The organism is Sphingomonas sp. R86521 (assembly GCF_042466235.1).
In the GTDB taxonomy this organism is placed as follows: Bacteria; Pseudomonadota; Alphaproteobacteria; order Sphingomonadales; family Sphingomonadaceae; genus Sphingomonas.
This window is the reverse complement of sequence record NZ_JAXHBY010000001.1, coordinates 2,877,184-2,901,309: the sequence shown is the minus strand read 5'-3', so window position 1 is coordinate 2,901,309 and position 24,126 is coordinate 2,877,184. Positions and strand designations below refer to the sequence as shown.

At 61.4% G+C, this 24,126-nt stretch carries 19 protein-coding genes; 10 read left to right on the top strand and 9 right to left on the bottom strand.

Annotated features, from left to right (window positions below; translation table 11 throughout):
• Positions 1-4 precede the first annotated feature (4 nt).
• Positions 5-1,300 carry a UDP-N-acetyl-D-mannosamine dehydrogenase gene (wecC, locus tag SJY20_RS13550; protein ID WP_380787443.1) on the bottom strand — a complete coding sequence of 432 codons (1,296 nt, stop codon included), beginning with the start codon at positions 1,298-1,300 and terminating at the stop codon, positions 5-7.
• The gene (wecB, locus tag SJY20_RS13545) at positions 1,284-2,405 is read right to left on the bottom strand and encodes a non-hydrolyzing UDP-N-acetylglucosamine 2-epimerase (RefSeq protein ID WP_380787442.1); all 1,122 of its coding nucleotides are present in this window, start codon (positions 2,403-2,405) and stop codon (positions 1,284-1,286) included. The genes wecC and wecB overlap by 17 nt, the downstream gene beginning before the upstream one ends.
• A gap of 112 nt (positions 2,406-2,517) precedes the next feature.
• On the opposite strand from wecB, the gene galU reads away from it, so the two are divergent.
• Positions 2,518-3,390: a UTP--glucose-1-phosphate uridylyltransferase GalU gene (gene galU, locus SJY20_RS13540; RefSeq protein ID WP_380787441.1), complete on the top strand. Its 873-nt coding sequence runs from the start codon at positions 2,518-2,520 to the stop codon at positions 3,388-3,390.
• A gap of 108 nt (positions 3,391-3,498) precedes the next feature.
• Here the strand turns inward: galU and SJY20_RS13535 are convergent, their stop codons facing one another.
• Positions 3,499-4,791, bottom strand: a complete 1,293-nt coding sequence (locus SJY20_RS13535; RefSeq protein WP_380787440.1) for a hypothetical protein — start codon at positions 4,789-4,791, stop codon at positions 3,499-3,501.
• A gap of 496 nt (positions 4,792-5,287) precedes the next feature.
• Here SJY20_RS13535 and SJY20_RS13530 point away from each other — a divergent pair, with 496 nt between their 5' ends.
• The 3 genes from SJY20_RS13530 (at position 5,288) to SJY20_RS13520 (ending at position 8,585) form a co-directional block, all read left to right on the top strand.
• Entirely contained in the window at positions 5,288-6,595 is a 1,308-nt protein-coding gene (locus SJY20_RS13530; protein WP_380787439.1) for a nitrous oxide reductase family maturation protein NosD, read from the top strand.
• 68 nt (positions 6,596-6,663) lie between these two features.
• Positions 6,664-7,902, top strand: a complete 1,239-nt coding sequence (locus SJY20_RS13525) for a glycosyltransferase (RefSeq protein WP_380787438.1) — start codon at positions 6,664-6,666, stop codon at positions 7,900-7,902.
• Positions 7,899-8,585, top strand: a complete 687-nt coding sequence (locus SJY20_RS13520; RefSeq protein ID WP_380787437.1) for an acyltransferase — start codon at positions 7,899-7,901, stop codon at positions 8,583-8,585. Before SJY20_RS13525 ends, SJY20_RS13520 begins: the two co-directional genes overlap by 4 nt.
• Here the strand turns inward: SJY20_RS13520 and SJY20_RS13515 are convergent.
• Together SJY20_RS13515 and SJY20_RS13510 are read right to left on the bottom strand one after the other, a co-directional pair.
• Complete coding sequence (locus tag SJY20_RS13515; RefSeq protein ID WP_380787436.1) at positions 8,582-9,838, bottom strand: hypothetical protein; 1,257 nt, start codon at positions 9,836-9,838, stop codon at positions 8,582-8,584. The two genes, SJY20_RS13520 and SJY20_RS13515, sit on opposite strands and share 4 nt — an antisense overlap.
• A 56-nt stretch (positions 9,839-9,894) precedes the next feature.
• Positions 9,895-10,896 carry a glycosyltransferase family 4 protein gene (locus SJY20_RS13510; RefSeq protein WP_380787435.1) on the bottom strand — a complete coding sequence of 334 codons (1,002 nt, stop codon included), beginning with the start codon at positions 10,894-10,896 and terminating at the stop codon, positions 9,895-9,897.
• Positions 10,897-11,117: 221 nt separating this feature from the next.
• Here SJY20_RS13510 and SJY20_RS13505 point away from each other — a divergent pair, with 221 nt between their 5' ends.
• The 4 genes from SJY20_RS13505 (at position 11,118) to SJY20_RS13490 (ending at position 16,713) form a co-directional block, all read left to right on the top strand.
• A complete protein-coding gene (locus SJY20_RS13505) occupies positions 11,118-12,455 on the top strand; it encodes an O-antigen ligase family protein (protein WP_380787434.1) in 1,338 nt (445 codons plus the stop codon).
• A gap of 86 nt (positions 12,456-12,541) precedes the next feature.
• Positions 12,542-13,237, top strand: coding sequence for a polysaccharide biosynthesis/export family protein (locus tag SJY20_RS13500; protein WP_380787433.1), 696 nt, complete (start codon positions 12,542-12,544; stop codon positions 13,235-13,237).
• A gap of 46 nt (positions 13,238-13,283) precedes the next feature.
• The gene (locus tag SJY20_RS13495; protein ID WP_380787432.1) at positions 13,284-15,482 is read left to right on the top strand and encodes a GumC family protein; all 2,199 of its coding nucleotides are present in this window, start codon (positions 13,284-13,286) and stop codon (positions 15,480-15,482) included.
• Between the two features lie 31 nt (positions 15,483-15,513).
• Positions 15,514-16,713: a hypothetical protein gene (locus SJY20_RS13490; protein WP_380787431.1), complete on the top strand. Its 1,200-nt coding sequence runs from the start codon at positions 15,514-15,516 to the stop codon at positions 16,711-16,713.
• On the opposite strand, the gene SJY20_RS13485 is transcribed toward SJY20_RS13490, so the two are convergent.
• Both SJY20_RS13485 and SJY20_RS13480 read right to left on the bottom strand, forming a co-directional pair.
• Positions 16,684-17,772, bottom strand: coding sequence for an acyltransferase family protein (locus SJY20_RS13485; protein WP_380787430.1), 1,089 nt, complete (start codon positions 17,770-17,772; stop codon positions 16,684-16,686). The genes SJY20_RS13490 and SJY20_RS13485 overlap by 30 nt on opposite strands.
• A gap of 266 nt (positions 17,773-18,038) precedes the next feature.
• Positions 18,039-19,040, bottom strand: a complete 1,002-nt coding sequence (locus SJY20_RS13480) for a glycosyltransferase (RefSeq protein ID WP_380787429.1) — start codon at positions 19,038-19,040, stop codon at positions 18,039-18,041.
• Between the two features lie 126 nt (positions 19,041-19,166).
• Here SJY20_RS13480 and SJY20_RS13475 point away from each other — a divergent pair, with 126 nt between their 5' ends.
• Both SJY20_RS13475 and SJY20_RS13470 read left to right on the top strand, forming a co-directional pair.
• A complete protein-coding gene (locus SJY20_RS13475) occupies positions 19,167-20,687 on the top strand; it encodes a lipopolysaccharide biosynthesis protein (RefSeq protein ID WP_380787428.1) in 1,521 nt (506 codons plus the stop codon).
• Between the two features lie 93 nt (positions 20,688-20,780).
• On the top strand, positions 20,781-21,737 hold the full coding sequence (locus SJY20_RS13470; RefSeq protein WP_380787427.1) for a class I SAM-dependent methyltransferase: 957 nt from the start codon (positions 20,781-20,783) through the stop codon (positions 21,735-21,737).
• Positions 21,738-21,752: 15 nt separating this feature from the next.
• Here the strand turns inward: SJY20_RS13470 and SJY20_RS13465 are convergent, their stop codons facing one another.
• Positions 21,753-22,721 (bottom strand): glycosyltransferase family 2 protein, encoded by a 969-nt coding sequence (locus tag SJY20_RS13465; protein WP_380787426.1) that lies wholly within the window; start codon positions 22,719-22,721, stop codon positions 21,753-21,755.
• Positions 22,711-24,108, bottom strand: a complete 1,398-nt coding sequence (locus SJY20_RS13460; RefSeq protein ID WP_380787425.1) for a sugar transferase — start codon at positions 24,106-24,108, stop codon at positions 22,711-22,713. Before SJY20_RS13460 ends, SJY20_RS13465 begins: the two co-directional genes overlap by 11 nt.
• Positions 24,109-24,126 lie beyond the last annotated feature (18 nt).

Here is a 24,126-nt window from a genome sequence, read left to right as displayed (position 1 = left end):
CGCCTCAGCTCGCCAGTCGCACCGCCTCGGCCGCAACGAACCTCGGCTGATCCGGCCAGATCCCGCGCGTATCGAGCACCGCCTTGCCGGCGCGCTCCTCCAGCGGGATTGACCGGAAGACGTCGTGGTCGACCAGCACGACCATGATCCCGCAGGTCTCGATCGCGGTGTCGACATCGATCAGCGTCGCGCCGGTGCCGTCGAACGCGGACGGCAGCGCCGCGGCATAGGGCTCGACGATCCGCACGCGCTCGCCGAATCGCGACGCGATCGCCGCAGCGACCTTGACCGCCGGGCTCTCGCGGAAATCGTCGATGTTCGCCTTGAACGCCAGGCCCAGGCACGCGACCGGGGTGCCAGGCATCGCCTCGATCAGGCTCGCGACCTGCGCGATGACATGGTCGGTCTTGCCGTCGTTCACCTCGCGGGCCGTGCGGATCAGCGGCGTCTGCTCGGGCGCGGCATGGACCAGGAACCACGGGTCGACCGCAATGCAGTGCCCGCCGACACCGGGACCGGGCGACAGGATTTTGACGCGCGGATGGCGGTTGGCGAGCCGGATCACCTCCCACACATCGACGCCCATCGTGTCCGCGATCAGCGACAGTTCGTTCGCGAACGCGATGTTGACGTCGCGGAACGCGTTCTCGGTCAGCTTGGTCATCTCCGCCGCCTTCGCGGTCGTGGTGACGCAGGCTCCCCGCACGAACCGGCGATAGAAGGTGAGGGCTTTCCGCGCGCACCGCGGCGTGATGCCGCCGATGACGCGGTCGTTGTCGATCAGTTCGACCAGGATGCGGCCGGGCAGCACGCGTTCGGGGCAATAGGCGATCGCGATATCGGCCTGGTCTCCCGTACGGCCGGGAACCCTCAGGTCGGGACGCAGGGTCGCCAGCAGGTCGCGGACCTGCTCGGTCGTGCCCACCGGCGAGGTCGATTCGAGGATGATCGTGTCGCCGGCCTTCAGCACCGTCGCGATCGTCGTCGCGGCCTGCAGCACGTAACCGACGTTGGGGGCGTGATCGTCGTCGAACGGGGTCGGCACCGCGATGACGAAGACGTCGGCGGGCGCGATCTCCATCGATGCGCGCAGCGTGCCGCGCGCGACGACGCCCGAGACCAGCCCGTCGAGATCGACTTCCTCGATATGCACCTTGCCCGAATTGATCGTGTCGACGACGCTCCGCGTGACGTCGACGCCGAGCACCTGCGCACCGGTCCGTGCGATGATCGCGGCGGTGGGCAGGCCGATATAGCCGAGCCCCAGCACGACGACCTTCAACTCAACGTCCGACAGCATGCGCTATGATCCCTGCTATTCTGGCTGCGGCGTGGCCGTCGCCATACGGGTTATGCGCATGGGCCATCGCGGCATAGGCGGCGTTGTCGTCGAGCAGCGTGAAGATTTCGGAAACGATGCGATCCTCGCCAGATCCGACCAGCTTCGCGGTGCCGGCGGCGACGCCTTCGGGGCGCTCGGTGGTCTCGCGCATCACCAGCACCGGCTTGCCCAGCGCGGGCGCCTCCTCCTGCACCCCGCCCGAATCGGTCAGGACGATATCGGCCATGCCCAGCGCGCGGACGAAATGCGGGTAATCGAGCGGTTCGATTCGCGCGACGTTGGCCCGGTCGCCCAGGATCGCGTCCATCACCGATACGACATTGGGATTGGGGTGGACCGGGAACAGGATGGCGACGTCGTCGCGCTCTGCGATCCGACCGATTGCACGCGCGATCTGGCCCATGCCGTCGCCGAAATTCTCGCGCCGGTGCGTGGTGACCAGGATCAGCCGCTTGCCCGCGAACCGCGCGGCGATTGCGTCGAGCCCGGCGGCGAGGCCGGGATCGGCGGCCACCCGTTCGCGTGTCCAGTGCAGCGCGTCGATCACGGTATTGCCCGTCATGTGGATGGTGTCGGGCCGGATCGTCTCGGCCCGCAACGCGGCGGCTGCGGTTTCGGTTGGCGCGAAGTGCAGCGCCGCGATCGGCGCGACGATCCGCCGGTTCACCTCCTCGGGCCACGGATGATAGATGTCGCCCGATCGCAACCCGGCTTCGACATGCGCGACCGGTATCTTGCGGTAATAGCCGGCGAGCGCACCGGCCATCGCGGTCGCGGTGTCGCCCTGCACCAGGACCATGTCGGGGCGTTCGGCGTCCATGACTTCGCCAAGGCCCGTCAGCAGCCTTGCAGTCAGACGGTCGAGCGTCTGGCCCGGCTCCATGATGTCGAGGTCGATGTCGGGGACCAGGTCGGCGATCGCCAGCACCTGATCGAGCAACCCGCGATGCTGCGCGGTGACGCAGGTGCGGACCGACAGCCCGGGCGTGGCGGCCAGCGCGCGGACCACCGGGAACAGCTTGATGGCTTCGGGGCGGGTGCCGAATATGACGAGGACCTTCATGGGAACCGCCTGTAGCGCACGCCGTTTAAGGACGCCCTAACCGTATGCACCGCGATTTGCCGATGCCCCGCCGGGGGGGTAAAGGCGCGGCCAGGTTTTCCAGGAGTATTCGATGCCGATCAAGCCGCTGCGCAAAGCCGTGTTTCCCGTCGCCGGCCTCGGAACACGCTTCCTGCCCGCGACCAAGGCGATGCCCAAGGAGATGCTGACGGTCGTCGACAAGCCGCTGATCCAGTATGCCGTCGAGGAGGCGCTGGAAGCGGGGATCGAGCAGATCATCTTCGTGACCGGGCGCAACAAGGGCTCGCTCGAGGATCATTTCGATATCTCGTACGAGCTCGAGGACACCATGCGCGCGCGCGGCAAGTCGCTCGATCCGATCGACGGCATCCGCATGAAGCCGGGTTCGCCGGTCTATATCCGCCAGCAGGAGCCGCTCGGCCTCGGCCATGCGGTCTGGTGCGCACGCGAGATCGTCGGCGACGAACCGTTCGCGGTGCTGCTGCCCGACGAGCTGATGGTCGGCGCGCCCGGCTTCATGAAGCAGATGGTCGAGGCCTATAACCAGGTCGGCGGCAACGTCATCGGTGCGCTCGAAGTCGCCGATTCGGAGACCGACAAATACGGCATCATCTCGCCCGGCAAGATCGACGGTCGCCTGACCGAGGTCACCGCGCTGGTCGAAAAGCCCAAGCGCGGCACCGCACCGTCCAACCTGATGATCCCCGGGCGCTACATCCTCCAGCCCGAGGTGATGCGGATCCTCGAGAACCAGGAAAAGGGCGCCGGCGACGAGATCCAGCTGACCGACGCGATGGCGCAGCTGATCGGCCGCCAGCCGTTCCACGGCTTCACCTTCGACGGCCAGCGCTACGATTGCGGCGACAAGGCCGGGTATATCGAGGCGAACCTGGCGATCGCCCTGGGCCGCGAGGACATCGGCCCGGTGGTCCGCGCGTTCATGGAGCACTTGCTTGCGCGGTGAGGGCAACGTTGGTGCAATATATTGCCGGGGGGCGGGGTGACATCGAGGCCCGCCCCATAGGGAGGCCGGCTCCGTGTTATAGAGTCGATCCGCTGTACTTCCGACCCGTCAGGTTACCACAGGTCCCCGCAGCCGCTCATACCCTCCAAAGAGGCGGTTTGCATCAAGTTCACCGGCGAGCCATGTCATCATTTCCCCATAAATGATGCGTTGCGCCGCCCACTGCGGGTGATTGTAGGTCTCGAAGACGACACCTTGGCTGACTGATCGATACACCGACGGCCAGCCATGCTGCTCTACCCATTTGAAACCCCGATATTCCAGGTCGATCAACTTGACGTCCTGTTCGCGTGCGAGGTCGGCGAGGATGGCGTTCCATGTCGCATAACTGACGATGCCTGCAACGGAAATTCCGGCACCCGTCCAATCGCGCGTCTGTACCTGCTGGGCCGGAGGCGGCACGAGGAACTCGTCGACGGGCGGGTTGAAATGCCGGACGTAGCCAACGGAGGCACCGCTCTGCCGGATCGACCCAGGATCGACCTCAACCGTCGTGCCACTCAACCGGCGTGTCACCGTCATCCGCACACCGGCATTGCCACCCGAATCGCTTTCGATCATCAACTGGCTGCCCGCTCGGATCGATTGGCCGCCATCACGTTCGAAAATCCCGCGTCCGTCCGCGCTCAAGGTCGGCGAGCCAAACAAGTTGTTGTCCCGGTCGAAGGTGAGGGCGCCCCCGAACAATAGTGTCTGCTGCTCGGGTGGCCACGCGATACCTTCGGACAGGGCACTGCGGATCAGTTCCGGCGTCGTCTTTTCGGGCCAGGGGTGGATGGTATTGCATAGGACTGGTGTGCCGCCATCCGCCTTGATCTGCACGAGCAGCGCGCGCAGCCTCTCCTTGGTAAAAGCCGCGTTCGGTCCGCGACCGTGCACGCCGTATGCAGAGCCGCTGTTCATTGCCAGGCCCAGGATCGTGACGTCGTACGGTTTGCCGGTAGCACCGGCATATTGGCCGGGAGTCTGGTCGTCGAAAGAACCGCCCACGGCCGCGATCTGTTCGCGGACCGCTCGATCGGGACGGGCGTACAGCAACGCCTTTGCGAAGTATCGTGACGGCGCATAGTCCGAGACGATCGTCGCACGATACGGATTGTCGTAACCAACCAGATCGTCGCCCAGAAAGACCGACATGCCCAAGGTGAGAATGTTGAGTGATGTACGCGATTGCAGCGCGTTCGGGGTAGGAGGCTGCGGAGCGGCGGGGTAGGGTATCGATGTCGGGAACGGCTCGGGAGCGGGAAAGACGAAAGGCGCTTCGCCCGTCCCGCCTGTCCCACCGCCGCCGTTGCCGGTCGTGTCTCCGTCACCGCACGCCGCCAGCGCCACGGTGCTCATCAAGCCGGCTATAACGGCGCGTCGGTTCACGGTCATAATCTAGTCGTTGCCCGCAATACCTGGCGACTGGCGACAACGACATGACAAGGTGGTAGCCTCGACAGACCATCCGTTGACGCCAACCGATCGAGACCCTCAGTGTAGGCCTTGTCAAACTTAATCATGCGGCATTGTCGCCGTTGCACGAGACCACGCGATCCGACGCCACCGCTAAACGCCACGCCGCCTTGCGAGCAGGCTGGCCGACGATCACGTAAGACAGACCAACGCCGCATAAGGAATTTTTCAAGACAACAACCTGTTAAGTTGGGCGCACTTTGTCACCTGAGCAGCGTTGCCGCAACCCGGATCTGGTAACGAACAATCCGCGCCAAGGCACTGAAATCGCCGGGCCGGCCTACAGAACGGCTTGTCAGAACCTTCGCTGGTTACGCTGGGGCGAGACCTCGATGGGCCTATCGCTGGTCTTTTTTTCGCAACGGCTCTAAATGCCTTCATGGAAAAATATGAACTTGCAGACGAGCGGCCGCTGTCGAACGGTGGCAAGCGCGTTGATCGGCGTTCGGTAATATGGGGCACCTTCCTTACGGTGACATCGACCGCCTGCGGGAAGGCGTCTGGACAGGGCGGCTCCGGCGACGTGCGCAAATTCGGCGCCAAAGCTGACGGGGTTACCGACGACGGTCCTGCCATACAGCGTGCCATCGATGCGGCGGCTGAGGCGGGGGGGGGCGTAGTGACGCTGAGTCCCGGCACCTATCTTGTACGCTACAGGCCGTCGGACGATGGTGACGGCGGAAGCGCGCTGACGCTGCGATCAGGCGTGACGATCGAGGGCACCGACCGCGACCGCTGTATCGTCAAACTGGCAGATGCGCAGTTGGGCCCGGGCAGCTATGCGCGAATCGTCGCGAGTAAGGGGAACCTCAGTCGCGCGGGCTTGCGTTCTTTCCGTATCGACGGAAGTCGGCAGGCCCAGGGCAAGTTTCGCGACGAGTTCGGCGGTGCAGCGGTGCTGCTCGGCTGGAAGGGGCGATGTGTCGATGTAATTATCGAAAACATGCACGTCCACGATGCCGTGGGGCAGGGGATCATGTTGCAGGGCACGGTCGGCAACCTTTCTCGCAATTTGCGCATCGCGAACAATCTGGTCGAGCGTACCAGCTTCATCGGTATCCAGTGTTCGCAGTTCGACGGCGTCGAGATCGTGGATAACGAACTTAACGACTGCCGTGACAACGCCATCGACGTTTATGGCGACGACACCGACGGACATTCGACGGTTTCGACTTCGCACCGCGCGACGATCAGCGGCAACCGAATCCGGGGGTCCAGCATCGGGGTGTTCCTGGAAACAGTCGCGGACTGCGTTGCGGTTCGCAACATCATTACCGACTGTCGGACCGCAGGCGTGCGAGTCAATCGCATCCATGGCGAACCGCGCAACCTCACGATCGAGCGCAACAAGATCAGCGGCACCCCGATCGGTGTTGCTATGGGCGGCGATACAGGCGGCGTCGTCATCCGCGACAACGATATCCGCACCTTCACCACCGCAGGAATCGAATTCAGTTACAACGTCAGCAGGGCTACCGTGACAGCCAACCGCTTCGTACCGTCGACCACCACGACGCCGATCGTTCTCGGCCGTCTGACGACGCCGGGATCGACCCCGCCCGAGCAACTTGTTTCGGTAATCGTGAAGGGCAATCGCGTGCCGCGCGGGCACGATCGGTCACGCCTGTTCGTCAACCAGTATAAGCGCGTAGTGGACGTTGTAGTCGGCGAGTTCATTTCCGAATAATCACGCACGGTATCACGGGCCTTGCGGTCTTGGTGGTGCGGCTATGACAAACTGGCTTACAGGGGGGCATGCTGTCCACCGATCGACCGTTGCGCATTCTTAACGTCAACCAGAACTACCATGTCTTGGGTGGCATGGACGTCGCGATGTTCACGCTGGAGGCGCTGCTACGCGGGCATGGGCATCACGTCGTGCCCTTTGCCGCCGCCGATCCGGCGAACCTGCCGAGCGACTATGCCCACTATTTCCCGCCGGCGCCTTCCACGACCGATACGGCGGCCTCCGATCTGTTGCGGACGCTGTATTCGCCTGCTGCCAGACGCGCGATCGGGCGCGTGCTTGATGAACAAGCGATCGAGCTCGTCCATCTCCACAGCTATTTCAAGCGACTAACACCGGCGATCCTGCCCGAGATCGCGCGTCGTGGCATTCCGATCGTCCAGACCATGCATGAATATCGCGCGGTCTGCCCGATCTCGCTGCTGTACCGCGACGGCCATGTATGCACCGACTGTCACGATCGCCGCTATACGCAGGTGCTTCGTCATCGGTGCGCCGGCGGCTCGCTTGCGCGCTCGGCATGGAACATGGCTGAGATGCGCCTGTCGGATGCGCTCGGTCACAAGCGCCATATCGCGCGTTATTTGTCGATTAGTGCCTATCAGCGTGACCAGCTTATCGTGATGGGCATGCCCGCCGACCGGATCGAGATGATCTATCACCCGGTCGCGCTTCCTGCCCTCGTCGAAACCCCTGCGTTGCGCGACCAAGTCTTGTTCGCCGGGCGGGTCGAACCGCACAAGGGCATCTTTACGCTACTCGACGCAGCACGGTGCTTGCCTAATGTCCGGTTCGCGATCGCTGGCGATGGTTCTGCGCGGAGCGAAGCGATGGCACGAGCCGCGGACCTTGCGAACGTCGAGTGGCTCGGCGTCCTGAACGAAGCCGGGCTGACCGCCGCCCGCGCGCGCGCGTTCTGCGCGGTGGTCCCCTCGCTCTATCCCGAGCCGTTCGGTCTTACCGCTATCGAGGCGCTGGCCCACGGTATTCCGGTTATCGCGGCGGCAGCCGGTGGGCTGGCCGAAACCGTCGTCGACGGCGTCGACGGCTTTAGAGTCGCGCCGGGCGACGTAGGCATGCTGGTAGATCGCGTCGGCCGCCTAGCCGCGGTGCCAGATCTGGCGCGTACCATGGGAGCAGCAGGGCGGGTGCGGGCCGCAGACGATTTTTCGGCGGAGCGGCACTACACGCGGACAATGGCGGTCTACCGTCAGGTCCTGTTCGGAAAAGGAAAGATCGCCGCATGATCGGGACGCTAATTACCAGGCTTACGGGACGGACCTATGCCGTCGAGACGGGTGATCTCGGCTATCTGATCGCCAAGGGCGGTATCCCGTTCCTGCGCGGCTTGGTCTGGAGCGTAATCCGCCTGCGGAAACCCTCCGCGCTGATGCTCGGACCTGGCATTCAGTTCGTTCAGGCGACGCGCCTGACGCTCGGCCGTGGCGTGGCGATCGGTGGTTACGGCTATGTCGATTGTGCTGCCGCGCAAGGAGTGATGCTTGCCGAACGGGTGACGTTACGTGAGCGCGTATGGATCCAGAGCCGCAGCGGACTCAATGCGCGCGCGATCGGCCTCAGGATTGGCAAGCGCAGCTATATCGGGCCGAACGCAGTTATCGGTCTCGGCGGCCTAGTAACGATCGGCGAAGACGTCCAGATTGGAGCCGGATTGACCGTCACCGCGGAATCACATGAGTTGGGCGAGGACGGCAGTTTCGTCTCGGGCGCGGTATCGCGGCACGGCGTGTCGATTGGCGACCGATGCTGGCTCGGTAACAATGTGTCGATCCTTGACGGCGTCGATATCGGCGAGGGTTCGGTAATCGGTGCAGGGTCCATCGTTACCCGTTCGATCCCGCCGTACAGCGTCGCGTTCGGCGCGCCCGCAGCGGTCCGGCGGTCGATCGCCCCGCCCGCAGTGCGCTAGGCCGGTTGTACGGGGGCCGATCGCGGCGTCGGCAGTTGCCGCGGGCGGAGGCGGAACAGCGGCCGCGCACGCCGGAACGCGAAGGGGTGACCGGCGTGTTCGAGGGCAAGGAACACCCACAAGATCGGCATAACCTTTGACGAGGCAAAAATGTCGATGAAGAATCCGGCGATGATGAGCATGACGAGCGAGAACTTGCCGATACTACGCTGCTGCAGCGTACGCAGCGCAGCGACGAGGCAGGCGACGAACAGCGCCACGCCGATCAGGCCCGTCTCGCCGAAAATGCGAACATAATAGCCGTCGACTGCGTTGCTCCAAGCGCCCGGACCCCACCCAACGAAGAGTTGTATCCAACGCGCAGCGGTCGATTTGATGATGATCGGCCAACGCACAGCGCGATACTTAAAGCTCAAGTCGCCCCGCGTATTGGGCATGTATCGAAAGATCTGAGAGCCTTGCAGAAAGCGTTCGCGATAATAGGCTGGGCGCGGCACCACCGGCACGCGCTTCCATGTATAAGCAAGTAGCCCCCCCATCGCGAGCGGGGTTTCCGAAGCGCCAAGCCTCGATGCGCTGATAGCGGTATAGATCGGCTGAGCGGCAACCGTCGCGACGAGGGCACCCGCGAACCCCAGCGCCATGGTGCGGCCCGGGCGCGCGGCGGCGAAGCTGACAAGAATCCCCAGTAGCGTGATGCGTGCCTGGGTCAGGAAGATGATGACGATCATGAACGGTGTGAGCCAGAACGCCGGGGCCGCATAGGCGAGCATCGCCAACATCGCCGAGGTCTCAAACGGGCCAGAAGTGTTGATCGTCAGACGTTGCGTCGCACCGGAAAACTTGCCGATCCGCGGGATAATACTAGTGTATTCGCCGAACCCCCAAATCACGAAGCACCCGCAGACTATCAGGCACGTCCAGCGCAGTGAGCGAGCGCTCAAGTGCGGCGCTGCTTCGTATAAGATAAAGAACCACGTCATGTATTGCGCGAGTCGGATGCCGTAGACGAGTCCGACGAGACCGCCCTGTCCGAGGTTGATGACCGCGGCAATAAGTCCGAAGCCAATGAATAGCAGGTAGAATTTGGCATAGCCTGGTACCGAGAACGGCCGTCGCGACGACACGACATAAACTAGGAACGCTACTGCGTTGATGATGTCCTCCGGGCGGATCGCGGCGGAACCAATCGCGTATAGATCGATCTTTGGCGCGAGGACGTACAGCGCGAACAGAATGAGATAGATAATCATCGCGCGAGGATCCGGGCGTGCGAGGAGAAACGGCGAAGACGAGATCGCGCGCTATGTCATAAGTGCGGCATTGATGGCAAATATGCACCGGAATTAAGGATATGGTTGAAAACCTCCTTCGCTTCGGCGTCTGCTAACGATTTGATAGCGTAGGCATGCTCGACACATGCGTACCGTGTCGTTGCCCAATCCCGTGCGCAGTCGGCGACCCGTGCTTCGATCAAAGCGGTATCAGCATTTCGATCAAGGCTCATCAGATGCCTTGAGGTACGGATACGATCCCGGATGCATCCGGTGTCGTTGGCGACTACATCGACGCCCCGGCTGAAGGCTTCTAGCATTACCAGAGGTTCGGCCTCGTCCACCAGCGTTGTCGGCAGCACAAAAAGGTCGATATCAGCAAAGAACAATTCCTTTTTACGACCTGAGACGGCACCACGATAATCTACCCTGCCGCGATGTGCGACGACCGCCTCGGTCAGCGTCCTGCTCAGAGTCGGGTCGGCGCATGGGCCGGCAATTATTAACCGCCAATCGTGACCGCGCCCTGCGAGTATTGCGAACAAATCGAGCAGGTATTCTACACCCTTTTCGTAGGTCAGCACGCTCATATGACCTAGCGTTACCGGTCTGTCAGGGCGGCTTGCTGCTGCCGCCAACGGAGGCCGAGGCAAGGTAGGGCCGAACAAATAGGCGTTTGATAGCGTTGCTGCCCGATCGTCGTCGCCAGCAAGATAGATATCCGTGAACCGGCGCCGCATGTCGGCGGACAGGAGGATGTGGCGCTGATGGCGCCCTCCGGCCCAAACCAGCATACCCATACCGCGCAATGGTGCCAGATTGATCGGGCGAAAGCTGTGGTGATGGACGAAATGTACGATCCCGCGCAGCCGCAAAGCTAGCGCCAGTGGTACGAGCAGCCATACCCCAACCTTGCCGGGAACCGACAGATAGGCGCGATCATGCTCAAGCGCCTTCGACAGCACACCTTGAATTGCGCGCCAAACGCCGCGCAGCTTTGTAGCCGTTGTCCCACCGATATCGTATACTCGGATCAAGCCTCCGCGCGCGCGCATCTCCTCCAGCATTGCGTGATTGCACGCTGACTGGCCGTTCAGCGGGGGCGGAAGAGCGCCCACGAACCAAGTTGAGGACGCAGAAGTTGACGATGAAGACATAGGGGGAACCATATGTGGTGAAGTGCGGCCAGGGCGAACGTTGCCATCGTGAAACCCGTATGCGAGACGCGAGGTCTACCGAAGGCAACGGGTGAAGAGAAGTGAGTTTAGCCCAGGATATTCGTCGCGGCGATTTTGTCGTTGCGGCCGGATTGCTAGCTCTGGCCCTGCTATTTGGTGGCGGTAGCCCTTATGCGCCCGTGCAGCAGATGGTGGTAGAGTTGGGCGGCGTGGTCGCGCTCGGCTGGTTTTTCTCGCGTGGTTGGCGGGCGCCGCGGGGGCGATCGATCACCGGAGCGCTGGTCCTGATCGCAGCGCTTTTCTTGTTAATAATCCTGCAGACTATACCGCTTCCGCCCAGCGTGTGGCACGCCTTGCCCGGACGTGGCATCGTGGTGGGCGTTCTAGGTGCCGTCGGAGCGCCTCGCTCATGGCAGCCACTTAGTTTGGACCCTGCTGCAACGCGAACGGCCGGCTATTTTCTGATTCCTCCAGTGGCGATGTTCGTCGGGACACTGCATCTTGATCGGGATGCGCAACTCAAACTTCTCGTCCTCATCGTCGCGGCGGCGCTTGTGAGCGCGATCCTGGCAATGATCCAGGCTCAGGACGCGATGTGGTTGACGCTTTACGACACCCCAAATCCGACTAAGGGCAAGGGCATCTTTGCCAACAAGAACCATAACGCGGTCATGCTGGTGCTCGCGATCCCGCTCGCAGCGTTAGTGGGGCGGACCACAACCATGCTAAGACAGCGGAAAACGCAGATTGTCGCGACCGGAATCGTGATAGCAGTTCTAGCCGTATCGGTCGCAGGCTGCCTTTCGCGTGCGGGCCTCACCCTCCTGCCGCTCGCCTTGGCAAGTTGCGTACCGCTGCTCGGCGGATGGGGGCTCGTACGACAGCATCCCAGGATCACGATCGCGCTGGCCGTGGTCCTGTTGGTCGGACTGGTGGTGATCGCGCAATCGTCGATTGCTCAGGAAACGCTTGATCGGTTCGGTGCCAGCCGCGAAGGCCGATACGTATTTTGGCCCGACGTCTTGACGGCGATCCGTCAGTTTCTACCATGGGGGTCGGGTTTTGGCACGTTCGTGCCCGTGTTTCGCATGACGGAATCTCTAAATGCGGTTCATCAAACCTATACGAACCATGCCCATTCCGATTTCATGGAGATCGTGCTGGAGGCGGGGGTCGCAGGGTTAGTGCTGCTGCTCGGGTTCATCATGTGGCTTGCGGCGACCGCTTGGCGGCGCCTGCACGGTCGGATGGGGACATCCGATTTCGCACCGATGCTGACTGCCTTTGTGGGGATCGGACTGTTGCTTGCGGCGTCGATTGTCGATTACCCGCTGCGCACGCTGCTCTTGGCTTGCGTCTTTGCCGTGCTGGCCGCCATGCTGGCCTCGCCGGTGCCTTTTCGCGCGAGCCGAGCCTAGCCAACGTGTCAAACGCTCAGTAAGGGCGTGGGTTGATTAGATTTGGGATAGCCATCCCAGACCGGATATTCCTTGTAGAGGCCATAATGCCGGCTCGCTTTGCCTTCCTGCTGCTTACCACGACGTTAAGCGCCTGCGTCTCTTCCGAGAAGTGGGAGGGGCTGCCTGCCGGTCAAGACGCCTATCAGACCATTCCCGCTACGCGACCTGCCGGATCGCGTCCCGAGTACCGCATCAACGTCCAAGACACGCTAAATATCACAGTCTTCCGCGAGCCAGACATGTCTGTCGAGGCGGCGCCCGTGGAAACGGGGGGGACGCTGGTCCTACCGTTGATCGGTCGCGTGGTCGCTGCGGGCAAGACGACGGAGGAACTCTCTAAGGAAATCCAGTCGGTGCTCGCCTCGCGCTATCTGGTTGATCCGCGAGTATCGGTAATCGTCATGGAATCGCGCGCCCAAAACGTCACGGTCGATGGCGCGGTCAACACGCCCGGCGTATACGGCCTGCAAGGCGACACGACGCTACTTCAAGCGATCGCGCTTGCACGTGGGGCGACGCGGACGGCAACCTTCGACAAGGTTGCGATATTTCGTCATATCGATGGCAAGCGTTACGGGGCCTTGTTCGATATGGGTGAAATTCGCGCCGGTCGTTTAGAGGATCCCATCCTGCAAAGCGGCGATTATGTCGTGGTTGGTACATCGGGCGCCAAGGCGCTTGGTTATGACCTGCTAACCCTGGCGCCGGCCGCCGGCTTGTTCGTACAGTTGCTCAATTGATCGTGCGGCTCTTTCGATCAGTTACTCCAGCTCGTCCGGACCTCGCATGAACAACACCACCCCTCTTACCCCTCGGGTCCAGGACGTATCGATGGCTTCCCAGGGAGAAGTGCCGCACGAGGAATCGGGTCCAATCGACCTGCGTGCGATCTGGTCCGCGGTTTATCGAAACCGGCTGAAGCTGGTCGTCACAATCGTCGCCGCGCTGCTTCTGGGCCTGCTTGTGACGTTTTTAAGTACGCCAATCTTCCGTGCAGAAGCGCGTATTCAGATTGATCAACAGGCAGCTGAAATACTGGCGGGGAACGACGTCGAGCCCAATTCCGATTCGGTCATGGATGGTGATCGCTTCCTCCAGACCCAAATCGACGTAATAAAGAGCCGCACGCTCGCACGCCAAGTTGCAGAAAATCTTGGTCTGTACCGAAATAATCAGTTTTTCGACAAAATGCACATGAAGCCGGCGACCGAACCTCGCGGCGCCTATAATCTTCAGCAGACACATCGCGAACAGATCGTTGACGCTTTACAGCGCAATCTCGATATTGAACTCCCAGTGGAATCGCGCGTCGCGATCATCTCGTTCGACAGCCCCGACCGCCAGTTGTCCGCCAGCGTTGCGAACAGCTTCGCCGACAGCTACATCGTCAGCAACATCCAGCGCAAGTTCAATACGACGGCCTACGCTCGCCAATTCCTTGAAGGGCAGTTGCGACAGACCCGACAACGCCTGGAAGAATCCGAACGTGCTCAGATTGATTATGCTCGGTCGGCAGGGCTGATTGATGCCAGCACCGGTGCCGGGGACGGGCAGTCGACTGGACCGCGTTCACTGACAACCGCCAATCTTGTTCAGTTGAACCAATCTTACGCGCTAGCTTCAGCAAGTCGCGTGGCCGCCGAACAGCGGTGGCGAGAAGCATCGGGAACGGCGTTGTTGAGCCAGCCCGAAGTGCTAGCCAATCCTGCGATCCAGACGCTGCTCCAAGAGCGCGCCAAGTTGCAGGGTGAATACGCCCAAAATGCGAAGCGCTATCTCGGCGATTATCCCGGCCAAACCCAAGCGGCGGCGCAAATTGAGACCGTCACCAGCCAGATAGAGCGCCTAGCGCGGGGTATTCGCGACGGTATTCGGCAGCAGTACCAGATCGCGGTTGCGCAGGAAAAGGCGCTGTCCAGTGACCTCGAAAAAATGAAGGGCACGACGCTGACCGAGCAGGGTCGGGGCGTGAAGGCAAATATCTTGCGCCGCGAGGTTGATACTAACCGGACCCTCTACGACGCGCTGCTCCAGCGCTACAAGGGGGTAAGCGCCACCGCCGGCGCGTCGTCCAACAATGTCTCGATCATCGATCGTGCCGATCCTCCGATACGGCCGGTGTCACCTAAGCTGTTCCTTAATCTCGCCTTGGCATTGTTCGCCGGCTTGCTGCTTGGTGTCGGCTATGTGGTTCTGCGCGAGCATTTCGACGATGCGATACGCTCCGGCGAGGACGTAGAAAGCGAATTGGGCGTTAGCATGATCGGCGTCGTTCCCATATTGGCGACGGATCAAACACCAGGCGGCGAACTGCAAAAGGTTCGCTCTGACATGTCAGAAGCTTATTACGCGCTGCGTGCGGCGCTGGAGTTGTCGACGCCGAGTGGCGCGCCCCACAGTTTAATGGTGACCAGTAGTGGCGCTTCAGAAGGTAAGTCGACGACTTCTTATGCACTTGCCCGTGGCTTTGCGCAGATCGGTCGTCGGGTAGCGCTGATCGACGCTGACATGCGTAAGCCGGCTCAGCATCGAAATTTTGGATTGTCCAACAAGGTTGGACTGGCTAATCTGCTTGCGCGTCAGGCGACATTGCACGAGGTATTGCAGCGGACCGATACGCCGAACCTATCGCTCATCGCGGCAGGACCTGTCCCGATCAACCCTGCGGAGTTGATTGCCGGTGCTGGATTTGCGGCATTGCTTGATCAGATCAAAGCGGAGTACGATATTGTTCTGGTTGATGCACCGCCTGTACTCGGTTTAGCCGATGCCCCGACGCTGGCGTCTCAGGTCGAGGCGACCCTGTTTGTGGTCCAGGCGAACCACGCCCGTGGCCGCCATGCGCGCATGGCGTTGACTCGCCTGAAAATCGCGCGCGCGGCCGTTGTCGGTGTCTTACTGACCAAATTTGATGCGAAGGCGAATGGCCAATCTGGTGACTATAATTACACGTATAGCTATGGCCAGGCCGACGAGGGGGGTTGACCCTGTGGATACGAAGGGCACTCCGGGACGCGTGGGCCGGCGCTATCTTCGTACGATCGCCGCTGTGTTGCTGGGCGGTGCGTTGTCCTGGCAGATCGTCGTTACCGGTTTGGCGGGGTTGGCAGAGCGCTCGGCCAACCCTCGGCTGCTAGTCGTGATGGGCACCGCAACGCACCCGGATGCGGGTGCGTTGTTGGCACAGGCGCTTTTGGCGGCGGGTGCCGCCGCCAAGGCCGCCGATGTCGCCCAAGCCGTCGTGTTGGCTGCCCCAATCAACGATCGCGCAATGCGAGTCTTGGGCTTGGCAACCGAAAGCTTAGGCAATCGCCCAGCCGGTGTGCGGATCATGCGCCAAGCGGCAGAGCTGGGCTGGCGCGATACTCCAACGCAGTTATGGGCGTTGCGCGATGCCGCGCTTCGTGACGATGCTATTCCGGTCATCCAACGTGCAGATGCTCTGGCCCGGCGAAACCGGTCGACCGATATCACTCGCGCTGTGTTCCTCGCTGCGGTCAACGAGCCCCGGTTGCGTGCCGCACTGGCCGATAGTCTTGCTTTGCAGCCCGTCTGGCGGCCCGCATTTTTTACCGACGTCCACGAGCGCCTACCCGCTACCTCTACCGAAGGGATGGAGGCGTTGTTTCGCGAGATGCGGGCCCGTCGATTATCGATCGCTCCAACTGAATGGTTGAATTATATCGACCGGTTGATTGACCTTCACGACTACGTCCGGGCGCGGAATTTATGGGCCAAGATGTTCGCAGTTCCCGCAACGCGTATTGCTGCCGCCCCCTATGATAGCGACTTCGCCTTAATTGCGGCAAGACCGGACGACAAGCCAGCTAGTCAATTTGAATGGACGGTCGATCCAAACCTTGCTGGCGCCGTAACGTTTGCTGGCGGTCCAAATGGTACGGCGCTATCGATTCCGTCGGATCTCAACAGCGGTACCGTCATCGTATCCCAGTTGCTGATTTTAGGGCCCGGCGTGCATACGCTCACATCGCGTGTTGGCGGGAATACGGGCACTCCGGCGGCGGGCTGGGGCATTGCCTGCCTACCGTCGGGAAAAGACCTGCTGCGGCGCTTGGCGCATGGCTCGGACGATGCGCTTTTGACGCTGTCCTTCGATATACCTAATAGCGGTTGCGCCGCTCAGCGCCTGACGCTTACGAAGCGGGATCAACTGCCGGCGCGGACCTTATCCGTCGAGGCTGTTCGCATCCACTGATTCGACAGCCGCACCGGTTCCGCGAGGAGTAGATCGGATCGACGCGTTTACTGTCGGCTCAATCAGGACCCGCGATTGAACTACGGCACGCCGCTTGTGAAACAGAATGATCAGCCTTCGTTCAATGAGCCGGTAGAGGATGTAGCCCATCGCGATCGCGAATATCGCGATGATCGGGATCGCCAGCGCTGCCGGCATATGTGGCACAACGATCAAGCCTAGCTTGCACGCGAACGAGATCGCAATAACGTGTGCCAGATAGATCGAGAAGGAGGCGTTGCCCAGTTCGGGCAGCAGTTTGCCTGTGTAAGTCTTGTGTGCGTCGGCGTAGATTGCGATTGCAACCAAGGCGGTCGAGGGCAAACCAAACGCCCATACCCGCCACGCTGCGCTTTCGAACGGCAAGGTAAGCAGGACGAACAGAGCACCAGCCGCCATCCAGGGGAACGAGGAGCGGTCGTACAAATAGGCTCCGATCGTCATCCCGAAAACAAATTCCAGCATGATCGGATTCTGCAGAAAAAACGCAGTACCGTGTCCGGAGAGCACGGTAGCGCACATGGCGAACGACGCGGCTAGCCAGGGGCGTGGAGTCAATGCCATTGAAAGTGCCGCAATGATGTAGAAAAACATCTCGTATTCCAGCGTCCAGCCGACGTTCAAAACCGGATACGTTTCTGGGCCGTTCATCCAGGAAATGAATAACGTTGATTGCAATAGATGATAGGGCCCCGAAATCTCGAGCCGCGCAAGCCCTGGAATATGGGTCAGCGCGAAAGTTAGCGCAGTCATCAGCCAGTATAGGGGTATCACGCGGACGATGCGCCGAACAGCGAAGACCGAAGGCCGCCTTTCGCGGGTCGATCCGATAAAAACGATAATGAATCCCGATATGACGAAGAACAGATCGACGCCGTATGATCCGAACTCAAGAATCTTGTACGGACTAGGGCCGCCGAAATACGATATGGCGGTTATTTGCGCATGATATCCGACGACTGCTACCGCCGCGACCAACCGCAAAACCTGGATGCGTAAAAATAGTGGCTTCTGCTGCACTGAAAACAAACCCGAATACCGAGATTTTACACACGCTGAATTGCTAAGATCGGGCCAATTCAACCGACGCGACAGAATATTTCGCGATCGATATCAAGTAGGTCGAAGCAGGTCGTCGCGTGACCATCGAGGTCCGCTTCGCTTGCGCCAGATTGTGGGTTGCCGATCCGGGGTCACTCGTACCGCCATACATTAAAATGGATCGCCACCAAGTGACCTTGGTGACATGTGACGCCGAGCGACCGATAATCGATGGAATTTAACGGTCATTCCAAGGGGAAACGTATGCTTGGCTTCAGGTCACCGGTCAGGCCCTCACTCGAACTGTCACGGATGAACGTGTAGCGCGCCTTGAGTCCGTGCCTGTGCGCATAAAACCGCAGAATTGAAAAATACACGATCCGGTTGAGCGTGAAAAGCAATGGCTTGCGCCGCCGAAAGCGCCGTTCGAAATAGGCAAGATTACGGAACGTATAATAGGTCCGGAAGTCGCTATCGGTTAGCAGTGCGCCTAAAAATCGATTTCGTAACTGCGCGTTCTTCTGGAAGGCCTGCTCAAGATCGTCAACGATCGCATCCGCAATCTGTATGATACGGCCGCCGTTGCTAGTGATCCGCCAGGTAAATTCGGTATCGTCACCATATTGGCCGAATTCGAGCCGCGGCAGCCCCAGGTGCTCGATGAGCGACCGGTGAAACAGCATGCCGCCATAGGGCGCGACGCCTAACGGTATGCGGCCAGGCATCGCCGTGCGCGCGCGCAGAGGCAGCCGGTTGATTAGCTTTTCGAACAGGTCGGCGACGTGGAATCCAGCAAAGCTGTCCCAGCGCGTCATCAGCTGTTTCGGCGCGACGCCGCCTGCAAAATGCTCCGGACGCAACGCCAACACCGCCAGCAGGCTGGACGGAGTTTGATCGATTTCTTCTTTGTAGGCTTTGCGAAGCGTTGCCAGACACCCTGGCCGCGGCAGGTTGTCATCATCGAGTAGCCAAATGAACGGCAGGCGGCTCGCCATCGCCGCTTCGATTCCCGCGACATAACCCCTCGCACTGCCGGTGTTACCACCCATCGACACGATCTTGACGAACCCACCCAAACGCGTCGTCAACTCTGCGGCAACCGGCCAACTCGCGCCGTTGTCGACAACGATGACATGGGTGGCGCCCTCTACGCGCAAGGCGTCGAGTACGGTGAAAAGCATATCGCGTCGTTCGCCATAAGTTACCGTGACGGCAACTATGTCGCCCTTGGTTGCATCGATCATCATGGCGTCTCATCAATCGCCCGGACCGCTATTCGGTTGGCCTAACTGATCGCATTAGCTCGATCGACGCTGACTGCAAACCGGCTGCCGGGATGGCAAACGGTCCGCAGGGCGCGTAAGCGCTCGCGCATGCTGTCCCAGACGCCACACGCCAATGTTCCCGACACCATTGTCGCCGATCCTTTGGGGCTGGCAGCGGATGTCGATCCTACGAATTTCCGTAGGCGCGCGGTGATGGGCACGATGTACACGGGGGCGGCCCAGGCTATCCGCATACCGCTGACGTTCGCGTTGCAAATAATTTTGGGGCGGATTCTGCTGCCGCAGGAATTCGGCGTTGTGGCGATGGCGACCCCGATTATCGTACTGATCGAGATATTTACCAACCTTGGCCTAGCCCAGGCGGTGGTCCAACGTGAGAAGATAACGCAAGCGGACCTAACATCCATTTATTGGGTGTCGCTCGGCGGCGCGTCGCTCATGTTGTTGACGGTCGTTTTAAGCTCGCCGCTGATCGCAAGGATGTACGGGCAGCCCGAAGTGCGCGACATCGTCATCGTGCTGGCCCTGCAGATGCCGATCGCTGCAATCGCTGGCCACGCGTCGGCCCTGATGGCGCGCCGCATGCGCTTCGGCGCGATCGCGCTGGTTGACGTCGTCGGCACGTTGGTCGTCTTTGCCGTATCGATCCTGGCGGCTTTGAAAGGCGCCGGATACTGGTCGATCGTGCTCGGTACCGTCGCGGGAACGCTGACGCGCGCGGTCATGGATAGGCAGTTGTGTGGTTTTCGTCCGGGTCGCCCGACGTGGAGCCCCGCCGCCCCGGAAATGATGGCGTTCGGCGGCAAGTTGCTGTCCGCCAGTCTGCTCAACTATGTGTCCAACTATGCCAACACCGTCGTCATCGGGGTGCTGATGGGTGCTAGGACGTTGGGCCTGTTCGATCGCTCGTTCGCGCTCGTGCTACGGCCGATCGCGTCGGTCACGCTGCCGGTGACGCGTATCGCGGTACCATTGCTTTCGCGACTTCGCGGCGACGCCGACCGCTACGCCGCTGCGTTTTCGGCGCTGTTGCAGGGGACCGTGCTGATCGCAATGCCGGGGCTGATCACCGCATCGGTGTTGGCGCACGATGTCGTGTTTATGCTGCTCGGCAAGAACTGGCTGCCGATGACTCCGATGTTTTCGGCGATATCAATCGCCGCGATCTTCCAGGCGTTCTCCGGCGCGAGTTCTTGGTTGTTCGAAAGCCAGAACCGTGCCGGTGAGCAGATTTCCGTGGCGTGGCGGAGCGGGTTGCTGATGATCGGCTCGCTACTCTGTGGCCTGCCGTTCGGTGCCGTCGGGATCGCGATAAGCTATGCTATCTTCGCACCGCTCTTCCATGGCGTGTATCTGTGGGCCGCGTCGCGTAATGGGCCTGTCACACACGAGATAGTCGGCCGCGCGATCTACCCGCTGTTCATCGCGGCGATCGGCGCTGTGGCGGGTGCGCTGATCGTGGATCGGTTCGTGTTCGGTCTGTATGTCCGCGTTGTACTGGGTGCAATCGTCGCCTATACCTTGTCGGGTTGTATGCTGATGACATTTTCTGAAGGTCGGAGAATCGTTGCGTCGATTGCGACGCTAGGCAGAATGGCAAGACACTGATTTCGTCTTCGTTCGATGGTCTTGCCGTCAATCCGCGGATTGCGATCGTCGACGTTCGCAGGCTCGCCTCACCTACTACGAGATTGAGATACAATGGCCTCTGCAACGATCGATCCATGCCGGTTTTGCCTGTCCGACACCGTCGCACGGACATTTAAGGCGCGCGAGATGATGATCGGACATCGTGACTGGTTCGGGTATCACGAATGCGGTGCCTGTAGGAGCATCAACCTGGACGACCGTCTGCCGGAAGACGCGCTTGAGCGCTACTACGGCCCGGGTTACTATTCATTCGATCCGAACCGCTCATCCGCCGTCAAGCGCTTCTTAATCGGTCAGCGAGATCGCGCTTCCGTGGGTCGCTTCACCCCGTTAGGCAAGGTGCTGTCATGGGCTAAGCCGGATGCCGAAATGGCACTTATGCGATCCCATGGTCTAGCGCGAGATGCCGTAATCCTCGATGTCGGCTGCGGTGCCGGCCATCTTCTCGATCGGCTCGCCAACGTCGGATACATCAACCTGTTGGGTATCGATCCGTTCATTACGGCCGACACGCAATCGGCTGGCGGCGTTAACATCCTGCGCCGCGCAATCGACAAGATGGAAGGCCGCTTTGATCTCGTGATGTTCAATCATTCGCTCGAGCATGTCGTATCGCCGCGTGTGGCCTTGGCTGACGCTTGCCGTTTGCTTGGCCCCAGCGGCGTCTGTGTCGTGCGCATTCCCACTGTGTCGTCCGCCGCTTGGGAAGAATATGGTACCGACTGGGTGCAACTCGACGCGCCACGCCACGTATCGCTGCCGTCGCGAGAAGGCATGCGGATAGCGGGCGAGGCGGCCGGTATGCAGCTGGACCGCGCGGTGGACGACTCTAGTGGGTTCCAGTTTTGGGCAAGCGAGCAGTATCGTCGCGACATTCCGCTGTCCCAGCCGCAGGTTTTCACTGGCATGTTCAGCAAAAAAGAACTCGGGGGTTTCACTAAGCGGGCACGCACGTTGAATGCCCAGTCGCGTGGCGATCAAAGCGCATTCATCTTCCGGCCAGCATAGTGCCTTCGCGCAAAGTCAGTTGCGCCAGTAAAAGGGCTGCATAGACAGGCGCTGCTTCCAAGCGTTGGAGAACTTTATCTCACGACGGCCCATCTTGTACCCCGCGTATTTCGCCAGTGATCGTATTATTGCAGTCGGCAATTGTGTGGCATCGTTTCGCGCAAGGTAAACAATTTCCGATCGGATGAAGCGCAGTCCTTCTCCCTCCGCGGCGCCGAAGGTGTCGACCAGCCAGGCGTTGCGACCGTGGAAGACGCCGACGTCGAAATAGCGCCGGAATTCCTCCATGACCGTATAGCCGTGGCTGTGGACGACCTCTGCATCGCCGCGATACGCGATCCGCCAGCCGTCGATCAGCATCCGCCCCGCGGTCAACTGATCCTCGGCGAAAAACGCGTCTTCGGGAAACCCGCCGACCGCGGCGAGTGCCGAGGCGCGGTAGGCGGCGAAGGAATCGGAGCAGAACACCGTCTTGACCCCGGTACGGGTACGATCGTCAAGGCTGCGGGTTTCGGACCCTGCCGGATAGTTCATCAAGCGGGCGTGGCGTTCGATGCCGCGGGCCGTCGCGCGTGGCAGCTGGCGCCCATAGGCCAGGCCCACCGCCGGATCGACGAAGGCATCGACGAGTCGCGCGATCGCATCGCTGCCTTGCGGGATGGCGTCCTGCGTCAGCATGACGACGAACTCGGCCTCGGGTCGCATCTCTACCGCGCGTTGCCGGGTCCCGCCGTGATTGAACGTTCGCCGGTCGATTTCGACCACCGACGCGCCGAACCGGCGAAACGCGGCAGGGCTGTCGTCGTCGGACTGCGAATCGACGATCAGGAATTGCGCCGGGTCGAGCCCCTGCCGGGCGAGCGCGGGCAACAGGTCCGCCAGATGCGGGCCTGCGTTCAGGGTCGGGATTACCACCGATACGCGGCTTGGATCGATCGTCCAGGACCGCGCCTCGGACAGGCCGTCGCCTCCGTCAGAAGGCATTGTCGTGCCGGATCACGAAGATGGTCCGGAACAGGATCCACAGATCCTTCCCCATCGACCAATCGCGCAGATATTCGAGATCGGATGAAAGCCGGTTGGTGAGATCGGTCGCGAATACGGTTGCGCCACGAAACCCGCGCACCTGCGCGAGCCCGGTCACGCCCGGCTTAACCGCGTGGCGGTGCCGGTACCGTGCGTCGATATCCCAATAGAGCTGTTCGGCCGCGCGTGCGGACAGCGCGTGCGGGCGCGGTCCGACCATGCTCATGTCACCGCGCAGGACGTTCAGAAGCTGCGGCAGTTCGTCGATGCTGTTGCGGCGGATGAACTGGCCGACCTTGGTCACGCGGTTGTCGGTGCGCGAGGTCAGCACGCTGGCGGACGGATCGCAGCGGTCGTTGTGCATGCTGCGAAACTTCAACATCATGAACAGTGTATTGTCGCGTCCGATCCGCTGCTGCCGGAACAGCGCCGGACCGGGGGATTCGAGCCGGATGGCGATGGCGGTGGCGATCAGCACGGGCGACAGCACCAGGAGCGCCAAACTCGATACGATGATGTCGAAGACGCGCTTTGTGATGCGATCGCGCAGGTGAAGGGGGCCTGCAGAGACCACCAGCGTGCGCCGGTTCTTGTACAGGCTTACCCCGATCATCCCGATCCGATCGACGTCGGGCGTGAGGATCTCGCCATCGACGGCCATCGATTTCAGGACGTGTGCCCAGGCGACGACCCGGTCGTCCTGGCACGCGATGACGACTCGGTCGGCATGCGCGACCAGCTTTGCCAGGCGGTCGAAGTGCAGGGGGTCGTCGGTCTGCGGATCGAAGCCGATCTTGTCGGCGTCGATCACGACGTCCAGCGGGTCCGTCGCCCACTGGATCTTGTCCACCACGACGACGGTGCTGAACGGGGTGCCGCCCATCGCGCGCAGCATGGTGCGCCCGAGGGTGATACGCCCGACCACGAGAAGCCCGATCGCGGCGAGCGTGCCGGTCCAGAATACCAGTCGCGAGAACGCCGCGCCGACCTTGAACGAATAGGCGATGATCAGCATCGCGGCGGCGGCGAACGCGACCGCGCGGATCGCCTTGAACGCCCCGATGCGCGGATCGCGAAGGACCTCGCCGCTGTAGGACCCGTTGATCGCCGCCATCCAGAGGTAGATCGGCAACAGCACGGTCAGCATCGTCGTGCCGTGCGTAGCGGACCAGCCGCCGAGATAGATCAGGTTGGCGAACAGGAAGCCGAGGCCGATCGAGACGACGTCGAAGGCCGCCAGCGTGGCGTAGCAACGGATTCGCCGCATTTCCATGTTACCGATCGGGATCAGCCGCTCCGCCATGTCGCGCGCCTGATCGTACCGTCGTTCCGTGTACATCGTCATCTGATCGTTTCCGGGAAC